The 16,569-nt window shown below is 46.8% G+C and carries 15 protein-coding genes; 8 read left to right on the top strand and 7 right to left on the bottom strand.

Annotated features, from left to right (window positions below; all coding sequences use genetic code 11):
* Nucleotide 1: 1 nt before the first annotated feature.
* From dhaK to BM358_RS19580, 3 genes are all read left to right on the top strand, one after another.
* Entirely contained in the window at nt 2-1,762 is a 1,761-nt protein-coding gene (gene dhaK / locus BM358_RS19590) for a dihydroxyacetone kinase subunit DhaK (RefSeq protein ID WP_028542485.1), read from the top strand.
* Nucleotides 1,763-1,985: 223 nt separating this feature from the next.
* Nucleotides 1,986-2,237, top strand: coding sequence for a hypothetical protein (locus BM358_RS19585; RefSeq protein WP_025723818.1), 252 nt, complete (start codon nt 1,986-1,988; stop codon nt 2,235-2,237).
* Between the two features lie 406 nt (nt 2,238-2,643).
* Nucleotides 2,644-4,260: a cellulase family glycosylhydrolase gene (locus BM358_RS19580; protein ID WP_023989832.1), complete on the top strand. Its 1,617-nt coding sequence runs from the start codon at nt 2,644-2,646 to the stop codon at nt 4,258-4,260.
* Between the two features lie 322 nt (nt 4,261-4,582).
* Here BM358_RS19580 and BM358_RS19575 read toward each other — a convergent pair whose 3' ends face one another.
* Nucleotides 4,583-5,587 (bottom strand): LLM class flavin-dependent oxidoreductase, encoded by a 1,005-nt coding sequence (locus tag BM358_RS19575; RefSeq protein ID WP_023989831.1) that lies wholly within the window; start codon nt 5,585-5,587, stop codon nt 4,583-4,585.
* A gap of 153 nt (nt 5,588-5,740) precedes the next feature.
* Here BM358_RS19575 and BM358_RS19570 point away from each other — a divergent pair, with 153 nt between their 5' ends.
* Nucleotides 5,741-6,064: a DUF3817 domain-containing protein gene (locus BM358_RS19570; RefSeq protein WP_028542486.1), complete on the top strand. Its 324-nt coding sequence runs from the start codon at nt 5,741-5,743 to the stop codon at nt 6,062-6,064.
* Between the two features lie 128 nt (nt 6,065-6,192).
* On the opposite strand, the gene BM358_RS19565 is transcribed toward BM358_RS19570, so the two are convergent.
* Both BM358_RS19565 and BM358_RS19560 read right to left on the bottom strand, forming a co-directional pair.
* Nucleotides 6,193-7,143, bottom strand: coding sequence for an acetylxylan esterase (locus BM358_RS19565; protein WP_023989829.1), 951 nt, complete (start codon nt 7,141-7,143; stop codon nt 6,193-6,195).
* Between the two features lie 36 nt (nt 7,144-7,179).
* Nucleotides 7,180-7,443: a YkgJ family cysteine cluster protein gene (locus BM358_RS19560; RefSeq protein WP_176716855.1), complete on the bottom strand. Its 264-nt coding sequence runs from the start codon at nt 7,441-7,443 to the stop codon at nt 7,180-7,182.
* Between the two features lie 296 nt (nt 7,444-7,739).
* On the opposite strand from BM358_RS19560, the gene BM358_RS19555 reads away from it, so the two are divergent.
* On the top strand, nt 7,740-7,997 hold the full coding sequence (locus BM358_RS19555) for a GlsB/YeaQ/YmgE family stress response membrane protein (protein ID WP_023989828.1): 258 nt from the start codon (nt 7,740-7,742) through the stop codon (nt 7,995-7,997).
* 128 nt (nt 7,998-8,125) lie between these two features.
* Here BM358_RS19555 and BM358_RS19550 read toward each other — a convergent pair whose 3' ends face one another.
* Nucleotides 8,126-9,427, bottom strand: a complete 1,302-nt coding sequence (locus tag BM358_RS19550; protein ID WP_028542487.1) for an MFS transporter — start codon at nt 9,425-9,427, stop codon at nt 8,126-8,128.
* Between the two features lie 278 nt (nt 9,428-9,705).
* Between BM358_RS19550 and BM358_RS19545 the strand changes: the two genes are divergently transcribed.
* The 3 genes from BM358_RS19545 to BM358_RS19535 all read left to right on the top strand — a co-directional run bounded on the left by BM358_RS19545 (nt 9,706) and on the right by BM358_RS19535 (nt 12,066).
* Nucleotides 9,706-10,557, top strand: coding sequence for an amino acid ABC transporter substrate-binding protein (locus tag BM358_RS19545; RefSeq protein WP_023989826.1), 852 nt, complete (start codon nt 9,706-9,708; stop codon nt 10,555-10,557).
* Between the two features lie 73 nt (nt 10,558-10,630).
* Nucleotides 10,631-11,299 (top strand): amino acid ABC transporter permease, encoded by a 669-nt coding sequence (locus BM358_RS19540; protein WP_028542488.1) that lies wholly within the window; start codon nt 10,631-10,633, stop codon nt 11,297-11,299.
* 14 nt (nt 11,300-11,313) lie between these two features.
* Nucleotides 11,314-12,066, top strand: coding sequence for an amino acid ABC transporter ATP-binding protein (locus tag BM358_RS19535; RefSeq protein WP_028542489.1), 753 nt, complete (start codon nt 11,314-11,316; stop codon nt 12,064-12,066).
* 119 nt (nt 12,067-12,185) lie between these two features.
* On the opposite strand, the gene BM358_RS19530 is transcribed toward BM358_RS19535, so the two are convergent.
* From BM358_RS19530 to BM358_RS19520, 3 genes are all read right to left on the bottom strand, one after another.
* Nucleotides 12,186-13,340 (bottom strand): MFS transporter, encoded by a 1,155-nt coding sequence (locus BM358_RS19530; RefSeq protein ID WP_028542490.1) that lies wholly within the window; start codon nt 13,338-13,340, stop codon nt 12,186-12,188.
* A gap of 261 nt (nt 13,341-13,601) precedes the next feature.
* A complete protein-coding gene (locus BM358_RS19525) occupies nt 13,602-14,882 on the bottom strand; it encodes an AAA family ATPase (protein ID WP_023989822.1) in 1,281 nt (426 codons plus the stop codon).
* 1 nt (nt 14,883) lies between these two features.
* A complete protein-coding gene (locus BM358_RS19520) occupies nt 14,884-16,341 on the bottom strand; it encodes an RtcB family protein (RefSeq protein ID WP_028542491.1) in 1,458 nt (485 codons plus the stop codon).
* Nucleotides 16,342-16,569 lie beyond the last annotated feature (228 nt).

The raw sequence follows: 16,569 nt of genomic DNA, 5'->3' as shown, positions 1-16,569 counted from the left end.
CATGAAAAAGGTCATCAACCGTGCGGAAAATTTGGTCCTTGAGATGTGCAGCGGTATTGCGCTCGCGCATCCCGAGCTGGAATTTCTGCCAAAATACAAAGTGCTCAAAAAAAAGGAATTGAACGCGGAGAAAGTAACGCTCATCAGCGGCGGTGGCAGTGGTCATGAGCCCGCCCACGCCGGCTTTGTTGGCAAAGGGATGCTCGATGCCGCGGTCTGCGGTGATGTCTTCGCCTCTCCCTCACAAATTCAAGTATATCAGGCCATCCGAGCGACAACCGGGAAAAAAGGTGCGCTGCTGATTATTAAAAATTACAGCGGCGATATTATGAACTTTAGAAACGGCGCCCATCTGGCCACTGAAGACGGTCTGGAAGTGGACTATGTAAAGGTTGAAGACGACATCGCTGTAGAAGACAGCCTATATACAGTCGGACGGCGCGGGGTGGCGGGAACGGTACTCGTCCATAAGATTGCGGGTGCAGCGGCGGAAGAGGGCCGGAGTCTGGCGGAAGTTAAAGCAGTGGCCGAGAAAGCCGCTGCGAATGTACGCAGTATCGGATTCGCATTGACTTCGTGTACCGTGCCGGCGAAGGGTACGCCAACATTAGAGCTCGGGCATGATGAAATCGAGTACGGCGTCGGCATTCACGGCGAGCCTGGGACCAGCCGTGAGAAGCTGACGGATGCGGATACGTTGGCAGGCAGAATGGTAACCGATCTCCTTCGAGACATGCAGATTGAAACTGGATTCGGCGGAGAAATCGCCCTGTTGATCAATGGTTTCGGCGGCACCCCTCTGCAAGAACTGTACCTCTTCAATCATTCGGTCACTCGCGAACTAGCAGCGAAGGGGATCACGATCGATCGCACTTTTGTCAACAATTATATGACGAGTATCGATATGGCAGGCATCTCGGTTTCCATCATGAAGCTGGACAACGAACTGAAAACGCTCCTCTCCCATGAAAGCAACGCACCTGCGTTCAAGGTGGCTGGACCTGTTGATCATGTCGTATTCACGGATATTTCAACTGTAGTAGACGAAAAGCGGCAAGTATCTTTTGCGGTGGAAACGGACCCTGCCTTCGCGGTTATTGAGAACAACAAAGTTACGTTGAACAATCTTATCTATTTAGTCGATAAGATGAGCGAGGTTATCATCAAGAATGAGGTACCTTTCTGCGATCTTGACTCTCATGCAGGCGACGGCGACTTTGGCATGAGCGTTGCTAAGGGATTTCGTCAGCTGAAACGGGAATGGAGAGACATCCTGAATCAAGATTCTTTGACGATGGGAGCCTTTCTTCATTCATGCTCGCTCGTCATCATGGAATATTGCGGTGGCGCTTCGGGTCCGATCTGGGGTTCAGCATTTCGCGCAGCGGCACGATCTGCGGGCGAACGAACCGAACTCACCGTTTCCGAATTCGCGGATATGATGCAGGCTGCGGTGCAAGGCATACAATCGACAGGCGAACGTTCTTTCGGCAGAGGAGCCGTCGTTGGCGATAAAACGCTTATAGATGCATTAGTGCCATGTGCGGATAGCTGGTTGGAGAGCGTAAAATTAGATTTTGATGTGAAGGCAGCCTTTGTAAGTGGTGCTCAAGCCGCTGTATCAGGGGCCAAAAAGACGGAAGACATCGTGGCGCGCATGGGTCGTGCCGGAACGGTCGGAGAGAGAAGCCTCGGTTATCCAGATGCGGGGGCTTATGCGCTTGGGGTGATATTTACGGAGCTCGCTGAGTGTTTGAAATGATTCTCTATATATCCAAAATTACTGTCGCGAACACTTCATTTAGATATCCATTCTGTAACACTCGCTAATTCTTAAAAATTCAAGGTTTGTTCATTGCAATTGATGTGCATTAGGTTTATAATTTCAGACGGATTCAAAGGGCTTATCCCGGAATCCATGGGAGTTCATCCCATCTGAGCTAGCTTACTGCATGCTCAAATATGAATTAAGCGAGGGATTTACAATGAAAACCTGCTGCACCATCCAAGTTGACGAAGACAGTTTAGTTATTGATTTGCCAGAAGAAGGAACCACGCTAGAGTCCCTGCTCGGTGATATTGAGAGCTGTGGAGGTAGTGAAGAACCTTGGCTGCAACTTATAGACAAGGTAATAGGTAACTCATCTGAGACTGTACTGACAGATCAAGCGACGGATGGCGGCGATATGAAGGAAGATCAGACGACCAAAGAACCTCAAGCAACCGCTCAGGGGTAATAGGGAGATCATACGTTAAGACGATATTTGTAACATTATTCGATCACATATAAGATCATCTATAAGACTGCTATACCGAGCTAAAGCATCGGGAAGCAGTCTTTTTTTATTAAACAACTAAAATTCTCCAAATTTTTCAATTGGCAAATGAGTCTTTTGTCCCTTTAGTACTCCATAGTAGCCAACTAAGCAGAACTCATCCCAAAACCGTGACTTCCTGTTCATTTTCTATCATAAAGTCGAAATGTAACATGAAACTAACTATAATAGTAGTATCATCCATATACAGGTAAGTGACATCTATGTTTGGACCTGATCCTCTTGTTGTATGAAGGAGGGGGCAAAAGAGCGGAGAACAACGTACTGATAAGTCTCATCTACTTTATAAAAAGGAAGGAATGTGTAAATGATGAATGGGCAATGGATCCTGCCAAGGATCGCAAAAAGAGTAGCGGTGATGCTAACAGCAGTATTACTGTTAACGTTAACGAACGGATTCAACTGGAATACGCAAACAGCAGAGGCTGCTGGGACGACCCCTGTGGAACGTTACGGACAACTTTCAGTAAAGAATGGCAAACTGGTGGATAAAAACGGTAAACCTGTACAACTCAAAGGTATTAGCTCTCACGGCGTCCAATGGTTTGGGGATCTGGTAAATCAGGACTCTATGAAATGGCTACGGGACGATTGGGGCATTTCCGTATTCCGGGTTGCACTGTACACTGAAGAAGATGGTTATATCGCCAATCCTTCTTTGAAAAATAAAGTGAAGGAAGCGATTGAGGCAGCACAGAAACTGGGCTTGTACGTCATTATTGACTGGCATATTCTCTCAGATGGCGATCCGAACATTCATAAAAATGAAGCCAAAGCTTTCTTTAATGAATTTTCGACTCAGTACGGCCATTTGCCTAACGTTATCTATGAGCTTGCCAATGAGCCGAATGGGAATGTGAACTGGAACAATCAAATCCGACCTTATGCGTCTGAGGTATCTCAGGTTATTCGTGCTAAGGACCCGGACAATATTATTATTGTAGGAACAGGCACATGGAGTCAGGATGTACATGATGCAGCAGACCATCCACTTCCAGACAAGAATACAATGTATACCGTACATTTCTATGCGGGTACGCATGGACAGTACTTGCGCGATCGGGTCGATTATGCGCTGAACAAAGGCGTGGGCATATTTGCTACCGAGTGGGGTACAAGCGATGCTTCGGGTAACGGTGGTCCGTTCCTGAATGAATCCAAAGTATGGACTGATTTTCTGGCAAGCCGTGGAATCAGTTGGGCTAACTGGTCGCTGGCAGATAAAAATGAGACCTCTGCTGCGCTGTTGCCTGGTGCTGACCGTAAGGGAGGATGGCCTGATTCACAATTGTCCGCTTCCGGCAAATTCGTAAAACAGGCGATTCTGGAAGGCTCCAGCAACAATGGTGGAGGCGGAAACAACGGTGGGAATAACGGCGGAGATGGCGGCAACACTGGCGGTAATAACGGTGGTGGCAACAACGGCGGCGATAACGGTAACGGAGGAAGTACACCAGGCAGTAACGATCAAGGGATTGTGCTTCAGTATCGCACCGGTGACACGAACGCCAAGGATAACGCAATCCGTCCTGAATTTAATATCAAAAATACAGGGAAAACAGCTGTGAAGTTGAGTGATCTAAAAATTCGCTACTATTACACAGATGAAAGCAAACAAGCTCAGCAGTTTTTTGTAGACTGGGCCAGGATTGGCAATGAAAAGGTAAAAGCAACATTTGTAACATTGCCGAATCCAAAGGCTAAGGCTGATAAATATATGGAGATCTCTTTCACAGATGGAGCGGGAACGATTCAGCCCGGAGGGGAAAGCGGAGAAATTCAACCCCGGATTCATGCTGCAAATTGGAGCAATTTTGATGAGACCAACGATTACTCCTATGGTGCTACCCAAACAGCATTCGCAGACTGGGACCATGGCACTGTATATCAGCAGGGTAAGCTGGTTTGGGGGATAGAGCCTTAGAATTTAATCGTTACTAACTTTATCGGAACGAGTAAAGATATGGGACTTTTGGGTGGAAGATTTCCCAGGTTTGGAGTATAGAATATGCGCCTTTGGTATATGAGGACTGGAACTTTAGAAGGTAACGACTAACACTTTAGTTTCGGTATATATACTACCAAAGTACCAGATGATGTTCGACTTTTGTGGTGCTTGAATTACTTCCATAGTGCAGAGTGGGTGGTTCCAATGAACCCCTCTCATACGACAAACCCCCGCTGTTGCCATTATAGGCAGGCGGGGGTTTTTATGTTTCTGAAGCTCAGCCTCCGTTCAACTGTGTCTATACCAAATCAAAAGCTTTGGCCAGCAGACGGTAGGACTGAACACGTTTATCAAAGTCATGTATGGATGAAACGATCAGCAACTCATCGGTACGATACTGCTCAGCCAGTCTTAGCAGCTGTTCCTTACACTGTTCAGGGGTACCAACAACACGCCATGCTGCGGATTGACGCAGCCGCTCACGATCCAACTCCGTGTACGGATAGGACATTGCTGTTTTCACCGACGGAAGAGAACTCATTTCTTTACCTTGCATGAGCAAAAGGAAATACAAACTAGCACTGGACGCCAGTTGTTCAGCTTCTTCTTCGGTTTCCGCGCAGGCCACCGTAACTGCCGCCATGGAATGGGGCTTATCACCCAGGATTGAAGGCTGGAATTGCTCGTGGTAACGTGCGGTAGCTTCTACACCACCTGGAGTCCCGAAAAATTGGGCAAAGGCATAGGAGGCACCCATCATCGCAGCCAATCTAGCGCTTTCTCCGCTGGAGCCAAGCAACCATAATTCAGGGACGGTCGATATCATCGGGGAGGCATGAAGACCGGCAAATCGATGATTGTCAGGCACCGAATCATGGAAGTAGTCGATTAAATCGAGAATCTGCTGTGGATATTGTTCGACAGATTGGTACTTGCCTTCCTGCAGGGCACGAGTAGCCAGCGGTAAACCACCGGGAGCACGCCCTATTCCCAGGTCGATGCGTCCTGGATGGAGTGCCTCCAGCAAGCGGAAGTTTTCGGCGACTTTATACGCGCTGTAGTGTGGCAGCATAATACCGCCTGAACCTACACGAATGCGTGATGTGTGAGCAGCCAAATGCGCAATCAGCACCTCAGGGCTGGAGTGCGCTAGTGTTTTGGACGCATGATGTTCGGATACCCAATAACGGCTATATCCCAGTTGATCAGCTTCACGCGCTAAATCTGTTGTATTGGATAATGCATCCTGAGCATTACCGCCTTCAGGAATATGAGACTGGTCCAGTATACCCAGTTTAAGCATTTTGCAATCACCTCTTACACAACTGTATCAGACACAACTCATTAGGTCAAAACTCAAAAATGGATAGGTTGGAGTTTGGGGACCTTTTCGTTATAATAAAGGATGTGTAAAGGATGAGAGAACATCCTTGCTTATGGAGAGGGGATTGAATTTGTGTTAAGAACACCTTTGGGGCGTGTCCGACTCATGCTTTGGCTTCAAGCTATAGCTTATTTGGCGATACTATTCACCCACCAGCCGCTGCAAGCTGCGGGCATGACCCAGGCGGTTATGGTGATTGGTAACATATACCGGGTGAGCTTTTTGTTGCTCCTCGTTGCTTTAATCTATGGAAAAACAGCACTGCACTGGTCTATACGGCGGCCTCTTTTTATTATGTTCGCCTCCTTCATCCCGTTTGGTCTGATGATTATGGATTTTGTTTGGGTGCGAAAATGGACAGGGAATTCGGCAGCAGAACAGCGAGCTGCATCGTAATCTTAGAAGATTTTTTAGTGTGAAGTGTCGAGGAGTTTGTCTAGCGTAAGCGGAACTGGCCCCGATGCAGTAGAAAAGAACATTACGCAGTTTGATGCGTGGTGTTCTTTTTTTGTGCACTGGAGGAATTATGAAAAATGCTGAACTAAAAATTCTGCCGTTTTGCGTCTTTGAAAGCCTTCAACCCAATGTCCGGTAAACGGATAAATTTCAATCGTTTTCGGTGATTCAATACGGTTATAAGCGGCGAAAATCGTTTCTGGCATACACACAGTATCCTTGAACCCTACCGATACCATGATCGGGGTACGAATGCGATGAGCAAGATTCATCACGTCAAAATAACTTAATGTATGTAGTACCTGCTCCAAATGCTCCGGAAATCGGTTGACGAATTCAGCTGCTTCCGTCAGTGAACTGGTAGAATTCATCATACCAAAATCCATATGACACATATTGGGGATATCCGCTACCGTAATAGCAGCTTTATCGCTGAGCGCAGCCACCATTAATGAAAGTCCGCCGCCCTGGCTGGCGCCACTGATTGCGATTTTAGCCGAATCGACATCCGACTGCTCCGCTACCCAATCTACGGCTCTAAGGGCATCGGTTGTAATCGTTTTGTAGTAGCAGGTATCCTTGTCCAATATTCCTTTCGTTACCCAGCCTTTAACCGTACCGTGAGGATCACCCAGACGGTCTCCCGTTTCTCCTGCCTGACCACGTACATCTACTGCCAATACAGCAAAGCCAAGCATGAGCCAAGAGGAATAATCTTCAGGATAGCCTTTTCCGCCTGTATAGCCATGAAACAGAACGATACACGGCAGCTTTTGATCTCCGGCAAATCGGGGGCGTACATACCAGGCATGCAGAGGCGTATCATCGACACCCTCAAAAGTAACCCGGTAGGCAAGGATATGAGGATATGGTGTTTCTACGGGAGCTTTGAACGCACGTACAGGTTTGGTGTGTACTTCTTCCAATGTTTTGGCCCAGAATAAATCGATATCCTTCGGGGCGGTAAGATCGGGCCGATATTGCTTTAATTCGGCAATTCTTTTTTCAATAACATTCATAATTAAAATTCTCCTTCATATAGAATGAACTTCTCCTTAAGTTTTACCCGGTAAAGTTGACTCCTCCAGCTTTCTCAGCAGTTCAAATGCTCTTTCATTAGTGCTTCCACACGTATCCTCATCAGCATGGAATCCACTGCATACAACTGGGCGCTCAGGTTTGCCAAACAATCGGCAACGGTAATCGGAAGTGAGCTGAGGGCAAGGAACACCAGCTGGTTTTCCATCTGGCATGCCGGGAATAGGGGAAGAAATCGTAATGGCAATACAGCACGCGGCACATCCTACTCGACACTCCAGTTGGGGTCACTCCTTAAAATCTGTTATTTTTGTAACTTATGCATGAAGTGACATTAATGAAGCCATAATGTGAGGATGGCACAAAAAAAGCAGGAATACAAGGATAAACGCATATGAGACACACTTTTCACACAAGGGGTATAAATAGTCGTAGAGGCACGTAAGATGGTATCAAGTCCCTAAATCAGTGTTCCGTTCTGTGGTAATATTAACCAATCGTCTTTTGTGTGTTCAAAAGGAGTTCGAGTGGTTAATAATAGAACACAACGATAAAAACTTAAACGAGGTGACGCAAAATGAGTTGGTTATGGGCATTGATTGTTGGTGGTATTATTGGTTGGTTGGCAGGAATTATTGCAGGTCGTGATGTTCCGGGTGGCGTGATAGGTAACATCATCGCTGGTTTTATCGGCGCATGGTTGGGTAGCTTGATTCTGGGAAACTGGGGTCCTGAAATCGGATCGTTCTACATCGTTCCTGCATTAATTGGTGCGATTGTGCTGGTCGTGATTGTAAGCTTGATCTTCCGTTCCGTTGGACGGAGTAGAGGGTAACTTTACGAATTATTGAATAGACTAGCCCCTATGGGCACAAGGCTAAAAATGGAAAGAAGCTGCTTCCGCAAGGTTCGAAAAAGAACCTGTGGGAGCAGCTTTTTTTGAGGAAAAGTGACGAATTTTTCCTATTGAAAACGCCTGATATGAGGAACACTTAGAACGCCGAGCACGATACACATGCCGATGGTTGCAAACATGCCAATTGTGAACATACCACCAAGCTTATCCGCTACAGCACCTACGGCCAGATAGCCGACAGGGAGCAGGGCAAAGGAAAACATTAGATCCAGACTAGCTACACGTCCAAAAGACTCGGCTGGGACTAATTCCTGAAGGCTTGTCTCCCAGATAATCGCAAATATCATAATGCCAAATCCTTCGAGCATCATGCTCATAATCAGTCCTGGCATCCAAGTGACTACAGACAACAGTAGTAAAGCAAGGCCGCTGACAAAAGCACCTAAGTATGCGAGCAGACCGCGATGCTTCCAATGTTTGCGTGATCCATACACAAAGGCCCCCAGCATGGCGCCAATGCCGCTACTTGCCATCGCAATGCCGTATATGACTGGATTGTAGCCATGATGAACCTTGAACAGCCACGGAATAAGTACAGCGATAATGCCTGAATAACAAATATTAATGAAGGAAAAGGCAAGAATCGTAATCCATAGCCAGGGGTGGCTTTTGAGAATGATAAAGCCTGCGATAAAATCCTTGAGAAAATGCTGTCCACCCTGATCTTGCTGTTCTGGATCTACCTGACCTTTGCCGATGATGGAGGCCAAATGAGCGCTCAGCATCCAAAAACAGGCAAAAGATATCAGATAAGCGATGGAATCCAGTCCAAAGCCGACACCCGGTGAGGAAAAAGATACAATGAAGCCTCCTAACGGAGGGCCAAGTAGACGGACGGCTTGTATACTGATCTGACTAAGCGCGTTAGCTGCATTACGTATGTCCGGTGTGAACACCTGTGCGCGTAAGGCAGAATAAGCAGGATTAAAGATACCGTCCATCAATCCGTACAACGCTAGGCCAACGAATAGAACCGGCAATTTCATCCCGCCTGTAAACATCAGCACTGCCGCAATGAACATCAGTCCAAACCGGGCGATATTCGTAAACAGAAGGAGACGAATTCGGTCAATTCTGTCCACGATCATTCCTGCGAAAGGCAGAATAAGTACGTTAGGCAGCATATAAACAGTCATCGCCAGTCCCATGATAGTAGTCGAGCCTGTTAGGGAATAGATAACCAGTGGCAAAATGACTGTGGTGACTGAGCTCCCCAACATTGCGATCCAATGTCCAAGCCACAACAGGGTGAACGCTTTGGATTGTTTTAAAGGTGAAGTGAAGGTAGCCCAGGCCGAGTGACTTCCTTCAGGTGATGTAGAGGATAAGGTTGAATTTTGGGTATCCATGATCACACTCCGGTATATTTCTAAACTGCATATTAAAACCTATTATACGAAATCTCTAACGTAAGGGTACAGAAAAAGTTGCTGTGAGGGGAGTTGTAATGAATAGCCTGCCAATGAAAGAGTCAACCTAGAATAACTTTAGGCTGCAAAGATATATAACTTACCTTTTGCATAGGGATTATTGGATAAAAGCATTGACGCGTGAAAATGAATGATGTACTATTCAATGACCAGCCGCGTGCTAGGTTATCAAGAAAAAGGGAAAGAGTGTGGATACCATGAAAAAATTTAGTTTTTTGCCGATTGTACTCATCGTGATGGCATTGCTGGTTTCGGCCTGCGGTAACAACGATAAAGGCGCCAGTACCAATAATGCATCTACCGGAGATAACGGATCTAATAATGGAAAAGCAGATACTACTGCTACAGCTACTCTTGAATCTGTAAAAGCAAGCGGCAAGCTAAGAATTGGCACGGAAGGTACCTATGCTCCGTTTACCTACCATGATGCTGCTGGTAAGCTGACAGGCTTCGATGTCGATATTGCGACTGAAGTGAGTAAACGCCTAGGGGTACAACCGGAGTTTATCGAGACGCAATGGGACGGCATATTCGCAGGGTTGAACTCCAAGCGGTTTGACACGGTTTTTAATGAAGTATCCATTACAGATGAGCGTAAGCAAAAATATGATTTTTCCGATCCGTACATTGTCTCCAAGGCAGTTCTGATCGTAAGCGAAGACAATACAGACATCCAGAAATTTGCTGATCTAAAAGGAAAAAAGGCTGGGCAGTCCCTGACCAGTAACCTGACTCAAATCGCGAAAAGCAACGGTGCGGAAATTGTGGCAACAGAGGGATTCAACCAAGCCATCGACCTCCTCACTTCCAAACGGGTGGATGCGACCGTCAATGATGGATTATCCTATCTCGATCTGAAAAAGCAAAAGCCTGACGCACCCATCAAAAAGGTGGACGAATCTCCAGATGCTTCACACAGCGCAGCTGTATTCAATAAAGGCAGCGAAGATTTGATCAAGGAAGTAAACAAAGCGCTGGCTGATATGAAGGCTGATGGTACGTACCTGAAAATTTCCGAGAAATATTTTGGAGCTGACGTATCCAAATAATAAATGAAGACCAAACGTTCGCCAAGTCGAACTGAATCTTCTCAAACCTATCTTTTCAAAGGATGTCTGTACAATGGATGATCGTCAAATACAAATCATTATCGATTCATTATTGCCTCTGCTAAAAGCAGGGGTTTCTTTTACGATTCCGCTCACGCTTATCTCCTTTGCTCTGGGACTCGTGCTGGCGCTGATTACAGCGTTGGCCCGGCTGTCCAAATGGAGAATACTCAAGCTGATTTTCGGCTTCTATGTATGGGTGATTCGAGGAACTCCTTTGCTGGTGCAATTGTATATTATTTTCTATGGTTTACCTTCCGTGGGTATTACACTGGACCCGTTTATTGCTTCAGTGATCGGCTTTACCCTCAGCGTAGGGGCTTATAGCTCTGAAATTATGCGTGCGGCTATCATATCCATTCAGGAAGGCCAATGGGAGGCGGGATACTCTCTGGGTATGACGCGCTGGCAAGTATTGCGGCGTATCGTGCTTCCGCAAGCATCCCGTGTGTCCGTACCTCCGTTGGCTAATTCATTCATCAGCTTAGTGAAGGATACCTCACTGGCTGCGACCATCACCTATGTGGAAATGTTCAGAACGGCTAACCAGATTGTAGCTACCACATACGAACCGCTATTGGTGTATACCGAGGCGGGGATTATTTACCTACTGTTTAGCACCATTTTGACTGTGCTGCAAAATTACCTGGAGAAGCGACTAGGCCGTTTTTCCGTCAGATAAAGGAGATTGTACCGGTGATCCAAATTCGGAATATACACAAATCGTTCGGCTCGCTGGAAGTGCTTAAGGGTGTTGACGTGACGTTGGGTAAGGGGAAAGTGCTTGTTATCATCGGTCCTTCAGGTTCTGGTAAAACAACGCTTTTACGCTGCTTGAATTTGCTGGAAATTCCTGACCAAGGAGAGATCCAAGTAGGGGATATTGTACTGAATTTTGCGAAAGGAACGAAGCTCCGGCAAGAAAACATTTTGGCGCTGCGCAAGCGGACAGGGATGGTATTTCAAGCCTACAATCTCTTCCCGCATATGACAGCAGTACAAAATGTGATGGAGGGCCAAGTCACGGTTCAGAAAAAGAGCAAGGATGAGGCGCGCAAACGTGCATTGGAGTTGCTTAAAAAAGTGGGGTTGGCTGATAAAGCGGAATCCTATCCGCATCAGTTATCGGGAGGACAGCAGCAACGGGTCGGTATTGCCCGGGCAATGGCGGTCGAACCTGAGGTACTATTGTTTGACGAGCCGACCTCTGCGCTTGACCCCGAGTTGGTAGGCGAGGTGCTTAAGGTCATGAAGCAACTGGCCGCCGAAGGGATGACCATGGTCATTGTCACCCATGAAATGAAATTTGCAGCTGAGGTCGCGGACCATGTGATTTTGATGGATCAGGGTGTAATCGTTGAGCAGGGTACGCCGCATGAGGTTCTGGAGCAGCCCACCAGTCCACGGGCTATTCAGTTTTTGAATCGTCTGAGCGGGGAAGCGGAATAAAGGGAATTACAGTATTTATTAAAATAAGCGTTTAGACTGAATAAAAAGGCAGCTACAGCCGGGCATTGAAAAATAAGCCTCGAACCCGTAGCTGCCTTTTGCTCATCAGTTGTCCTCTTTTATTTCAATTTTAATGTAAGCAAAAAAGTAATCAACAGAATACAACAGCCTGCTATGAATGGAGCGAACAGATTTGCATCAAACAAAAATCCCGCAAGAGTAGGGCCTAAAATATTCCCGACACTCATATAGGCATTATTCATACCCGCTACATATCCTTGCTCATTCCCGGCCATCTTCGATAATTGTGTATTAAGAGCTGGACGAAGCATAGCTGTGGCAAAGAAAATAAGGGAAGTGACAAGGAAGATACTCCAAAAATTTTTGGCTAAGAGAAATAAAATATAAGCAACTGAGGTGAAAAGAAGCGATTCTTTGATCACCCTTTGTTCACCAAACTTATTGATTATTTTAGCAACAACTAATGCTTGCATACCGACTCCGATCACAGCACCTGCGGTCAGAATGACAGCAATATTTTGAGGTGAGAATTGGAAGCGGTTCGTTACATATAAACCAAGAACAGATTCAAAATTAGCGAGTCCAAAGGTCATCACCAGGACAAGTACAAAGAGCATCGTATATTTTGACTTCAACGATCTCGCGTATTGTTTGTAAATAGATTCCTTCTGAATCATTCTTGCCCGTGCTGCTTTCATTTGCTCTTTCGATAAACTTTCAGGCAAACAAAACACTGAAAAAATAATTGCAACCATAGCAGCACCTGTCGCTGCGTAAAGCGGCACTCTCGTTCCATATCCTGCAAGAAGACCACCCAGTCCAGGTCCAATAACAAATCCGAATGACATGGCTGCGGCTAGCAGGCTATTTCCTTTGGCGCGTTCTTCGGTTGTTGTAATATCCGCTACATATGCCATCATGGGTGGAACAATCAGGGCTGCTGCCATTCCTTCCAGAAGTCTTGAGGTATACAGCATCCACAGCTCATCTCCAATAGCAAAGATAAATTTAGCCACAGCAAAAACAATGACACCTACGACGATGAATGCCTTTCTCCCATATCGATCAGACAGCTGTCCAGTCAGGGGAGAGAGCAGGAATTGTGTCATGCCATAGGCTGCTACCAATAAACCGATCGCCCGTCCACTGGCTCCAAACTCAATGATCAGTTCTGGCAGGATGGGGGTAATTAAACCAACGCCCACCATAACGATGAAGATATTAATCATTAGGATTCCAAGTATTCTTTTCATGCAAAAAACCTCCTTATCCATTGGTTTCTGGATAGGAGGTAGACGTGCGAACAAGAAGATACACTGCTCCCATCAAAGAAGCAATGCTCTTATCGTGAATACCCAAAGCCTACACTAATCCTATCCAGAAAATTCGTAAGATTACGATTTTTTTCTTCGGTGGAATAGGATTAGTAGATCATTGGCTTAAGGTCACCCTTTCGATACTTTATTATTTATAAACGTAACATAAATTTCTTGATAAGGCAATGAAAGGATAACTCAGAAGAACCCGACTCGTCCTTCGGCCACATTTTTTAACCAGTCCTGCTTACGGCTCTTATCGAGCTCGCCTCGCATACCTTTGATAATCAGTTCAATATCGGCTTTTCCCTGCTCATGCCACTCCAGAGCAGTGCTGACATACAGTTCTCCGAGCTGTGCCAGCGAAAACCCGTCAGTCATGGCTGCCGCCTTCTGTGTACCTGTTTCCCCTGCAAAAACAAGGAAGTTGCGCAGCTTGAGATACGCCAGTCGCAGCGCTTCGTCAGGCAAACTGATTTCATAAGCCCGGTCGAAACGCCCTGCCCGGTTCATCAGACCTGGGTCGATTTTTTCGGGATAATTGGTCGTTCCGATCAGGAAGATGCCCTCCTTGGATGTAGCACCGTCGAGGGTATTCAGGAAAAAAGAACGCACCTCCTGAGGCATGGAATCAATGTCCTCAATAACCAGTACCATCGGAGCCAGGCGAGTAGCCGCCTCGAACACCTCTTTGACCGATTCACTGGTTGTATACTCCGTAATTTGCCAGTAGGCTGCCGGACCCGGTACACTGCTGGCAATTGATTTTACAAGTGTTGTTTTACCGTTGCCCGGATGGCCGTATAGCAGAATACCACGCTTGTAAGGAATGTTATAAGTCTGATAGAAGGTACGATCCGCTTCAAAAAACTGATCAAGTGATCGGAAAATATCCCGTTTGATTTCCGCTTTCAAAATCACGTCATCCCGCGTAATTGCGCGGGTTATCGGCTCTGCCTGCCGAGAAAGTCCACGGCTTGTGTCGGTAAAAACGGTGACACGCTTCATATTCTGCTTACGTTCACGACCGCGTACTCCCGCGAGGAAGCCTTGCAGCTCTTGGTCGCCTATCGCAAATACGTAATCTTCATTGTACACGCCATTCTCACGGAAAAAGGGAACTCGCGCCAGCGCGATGCCCCACTTGGGATAGGCGAATACATTATTACGCATCGACAGATGCACGCCATATTCAGGAGTCGGCCCGTCATCGTCATACTGGATGGTGCGTTCCTCCAGACGATCGAAGACCCGTGCTACATGCTCCAGATCGGGACTGCCTGCACGAATGTCCTCCTCCAGTAAATCCCAATACTCAATATTGGGATCATCGCTGGCATACAGCACGTATTTTACGCCGTAGCGGTTATAGAGTGCTTCACTGATACCGTCGATCAGACGGGCATAAGCGGCATAACCGGTAATGCGCCCATCTGTACGTTCATCAAATTCGTAAATAGCTGGGATGTCTATACTCAAATTATTTGGCTCCTTTCAGGGCGGCTAGCGGCTTGCATTTGGCTACAACTGCTGCGAGTCCTGCCCCGGTGACACTTTCGATAATATCATCTACATTTTTGTAGGCTTGCGGAGATTCGTCGATAATGCTTTCCAGTGATGCCTGATTGACCACAATTTCGTCGTCTGTCCCTACACCCAGGGCCCCTGCAAAATCGTCCACACTGACGAGTCGTTTGGTCGCAGAACGCGAACGAATACGGCCTGCTCCATGACAAATGGAGTGGAAGTTATCCTGACCGCCCGGTAAACCTACCATAATATAAGAGGCTGTCCCCATAGAGCCGGGGATCAGGGCCGGATGCCCTGTCGCCTGATAAGGCCGCGGATTGTCGGGGTGTCCTGCTGGAAGAGCACGCGTAGCACCTTTACGATGCACAAACACGCTGCCGTGATCCGGATGGGATTCCTCCCAAGCATAATTGTGCATTAGATCGTATAAAGTACGCAACTCGCACTTTGTACCAAAGACGTCGCGGAAGGCTTCACGCACCGAGTATGCGATGAGATGTCGGTTCACCACGGCATAATTTAGCGCCGAATACATCATATCGACATAATGTGCAGCCTCGGGATGGTCCAGCGGTGCGAATACCAGTCTTGGATCGGAGGTACCGAGTCCGAGACGGCTCATCGTCTTGGCAATAGCAGATGAACTGGCCTGGCTGACTGCTCCACCCCAAGCCCGCGATCCAGAATGAATCATCACAGCCACCTGACCGTCGAACATACCCCACGCTTCAGCTGTTTCGCGGTTTTCCTCCGCGATTTCAATCGCCTGAATTTCGACGAAATGATTGCCTCCACCCAGTGTGCCGAGCTGTCGGTGAGCCCGATGCCATGTACGGTCTTCGACAAGATTCAGCACCTCCTCGTCAAAGGAGAACTTACTGTGCTCTACATGGGTGAGTGAGGTGGATTTCTTAGGAGTGTAGCTGTCCGGAATATATTTGTTGGGTAAGCCGTGTAGACCCTTGCGTACAATATGCTCCAGTCGGATATCCGAATAATGCCCGCGCTGGTGGGCTTCCATGGGCAAGTATTTGTCGATGGTTTTGACCAGCTTGCGGCGTAGCTTGGTTTCCTTCAAAGCATCCTTGTGCAGATTGGTCAGGTGTACGCGCATGCCGCAGCCAATATCACTGCCGACGATGGAGGGAGATACATAGCCGTCCTCCATTCCCCATACAGCAGTCGTACCGATGCAGGTTCCGACGCCTACATGTACATCTGGTGTGTATCCCATATAGCGGATACCTGGAATTTGTAAATTGTTATTAGCCATCTCGAACACCTTGTAATCTAGTGAGGAGAAAAGTTGCTGAGAAGCATATACGGTTAGATCACCTGCTGGAAGCTTCATCAGATGGCTGTATGGTCCTTCATGCAAGGACGAGTTGGTTGTATGTTGTATATTCATATAAATGGGTAGTTCCCTTCTTCATGTAAATTCATAAATACTTGCATAAAAAGATTTAAAAAACAAAAAAAACCGCAGACTTGTCGTCTACGGCTTCCTGCACCGAAAGTGTCATTACATTTTATGATCAACACATCATAAATACGTAAAATAACTTGTTCTTCCAATAGCATAAGAAAATAAAAAAGCCTGGCTAATCACGCCGTCAGACAGCGTGATATCGCCCAT

The sequence above is a fragment of the Paenibacillus sp. cl130 genome, from assembly GCF_900116035.1.
GTDB classification, from domain to species: domain Bacteria; phylum Bacillota; class Bacilli; order Paenibacillales; family Paenibacillaceae; genus Paenibacillus; species Paenibacillus polymyxa_B.
Note: the sequence above shows the minus strand (reverse complement) of the source record. Positions and strands in the feature narration are given on the sequence as shown.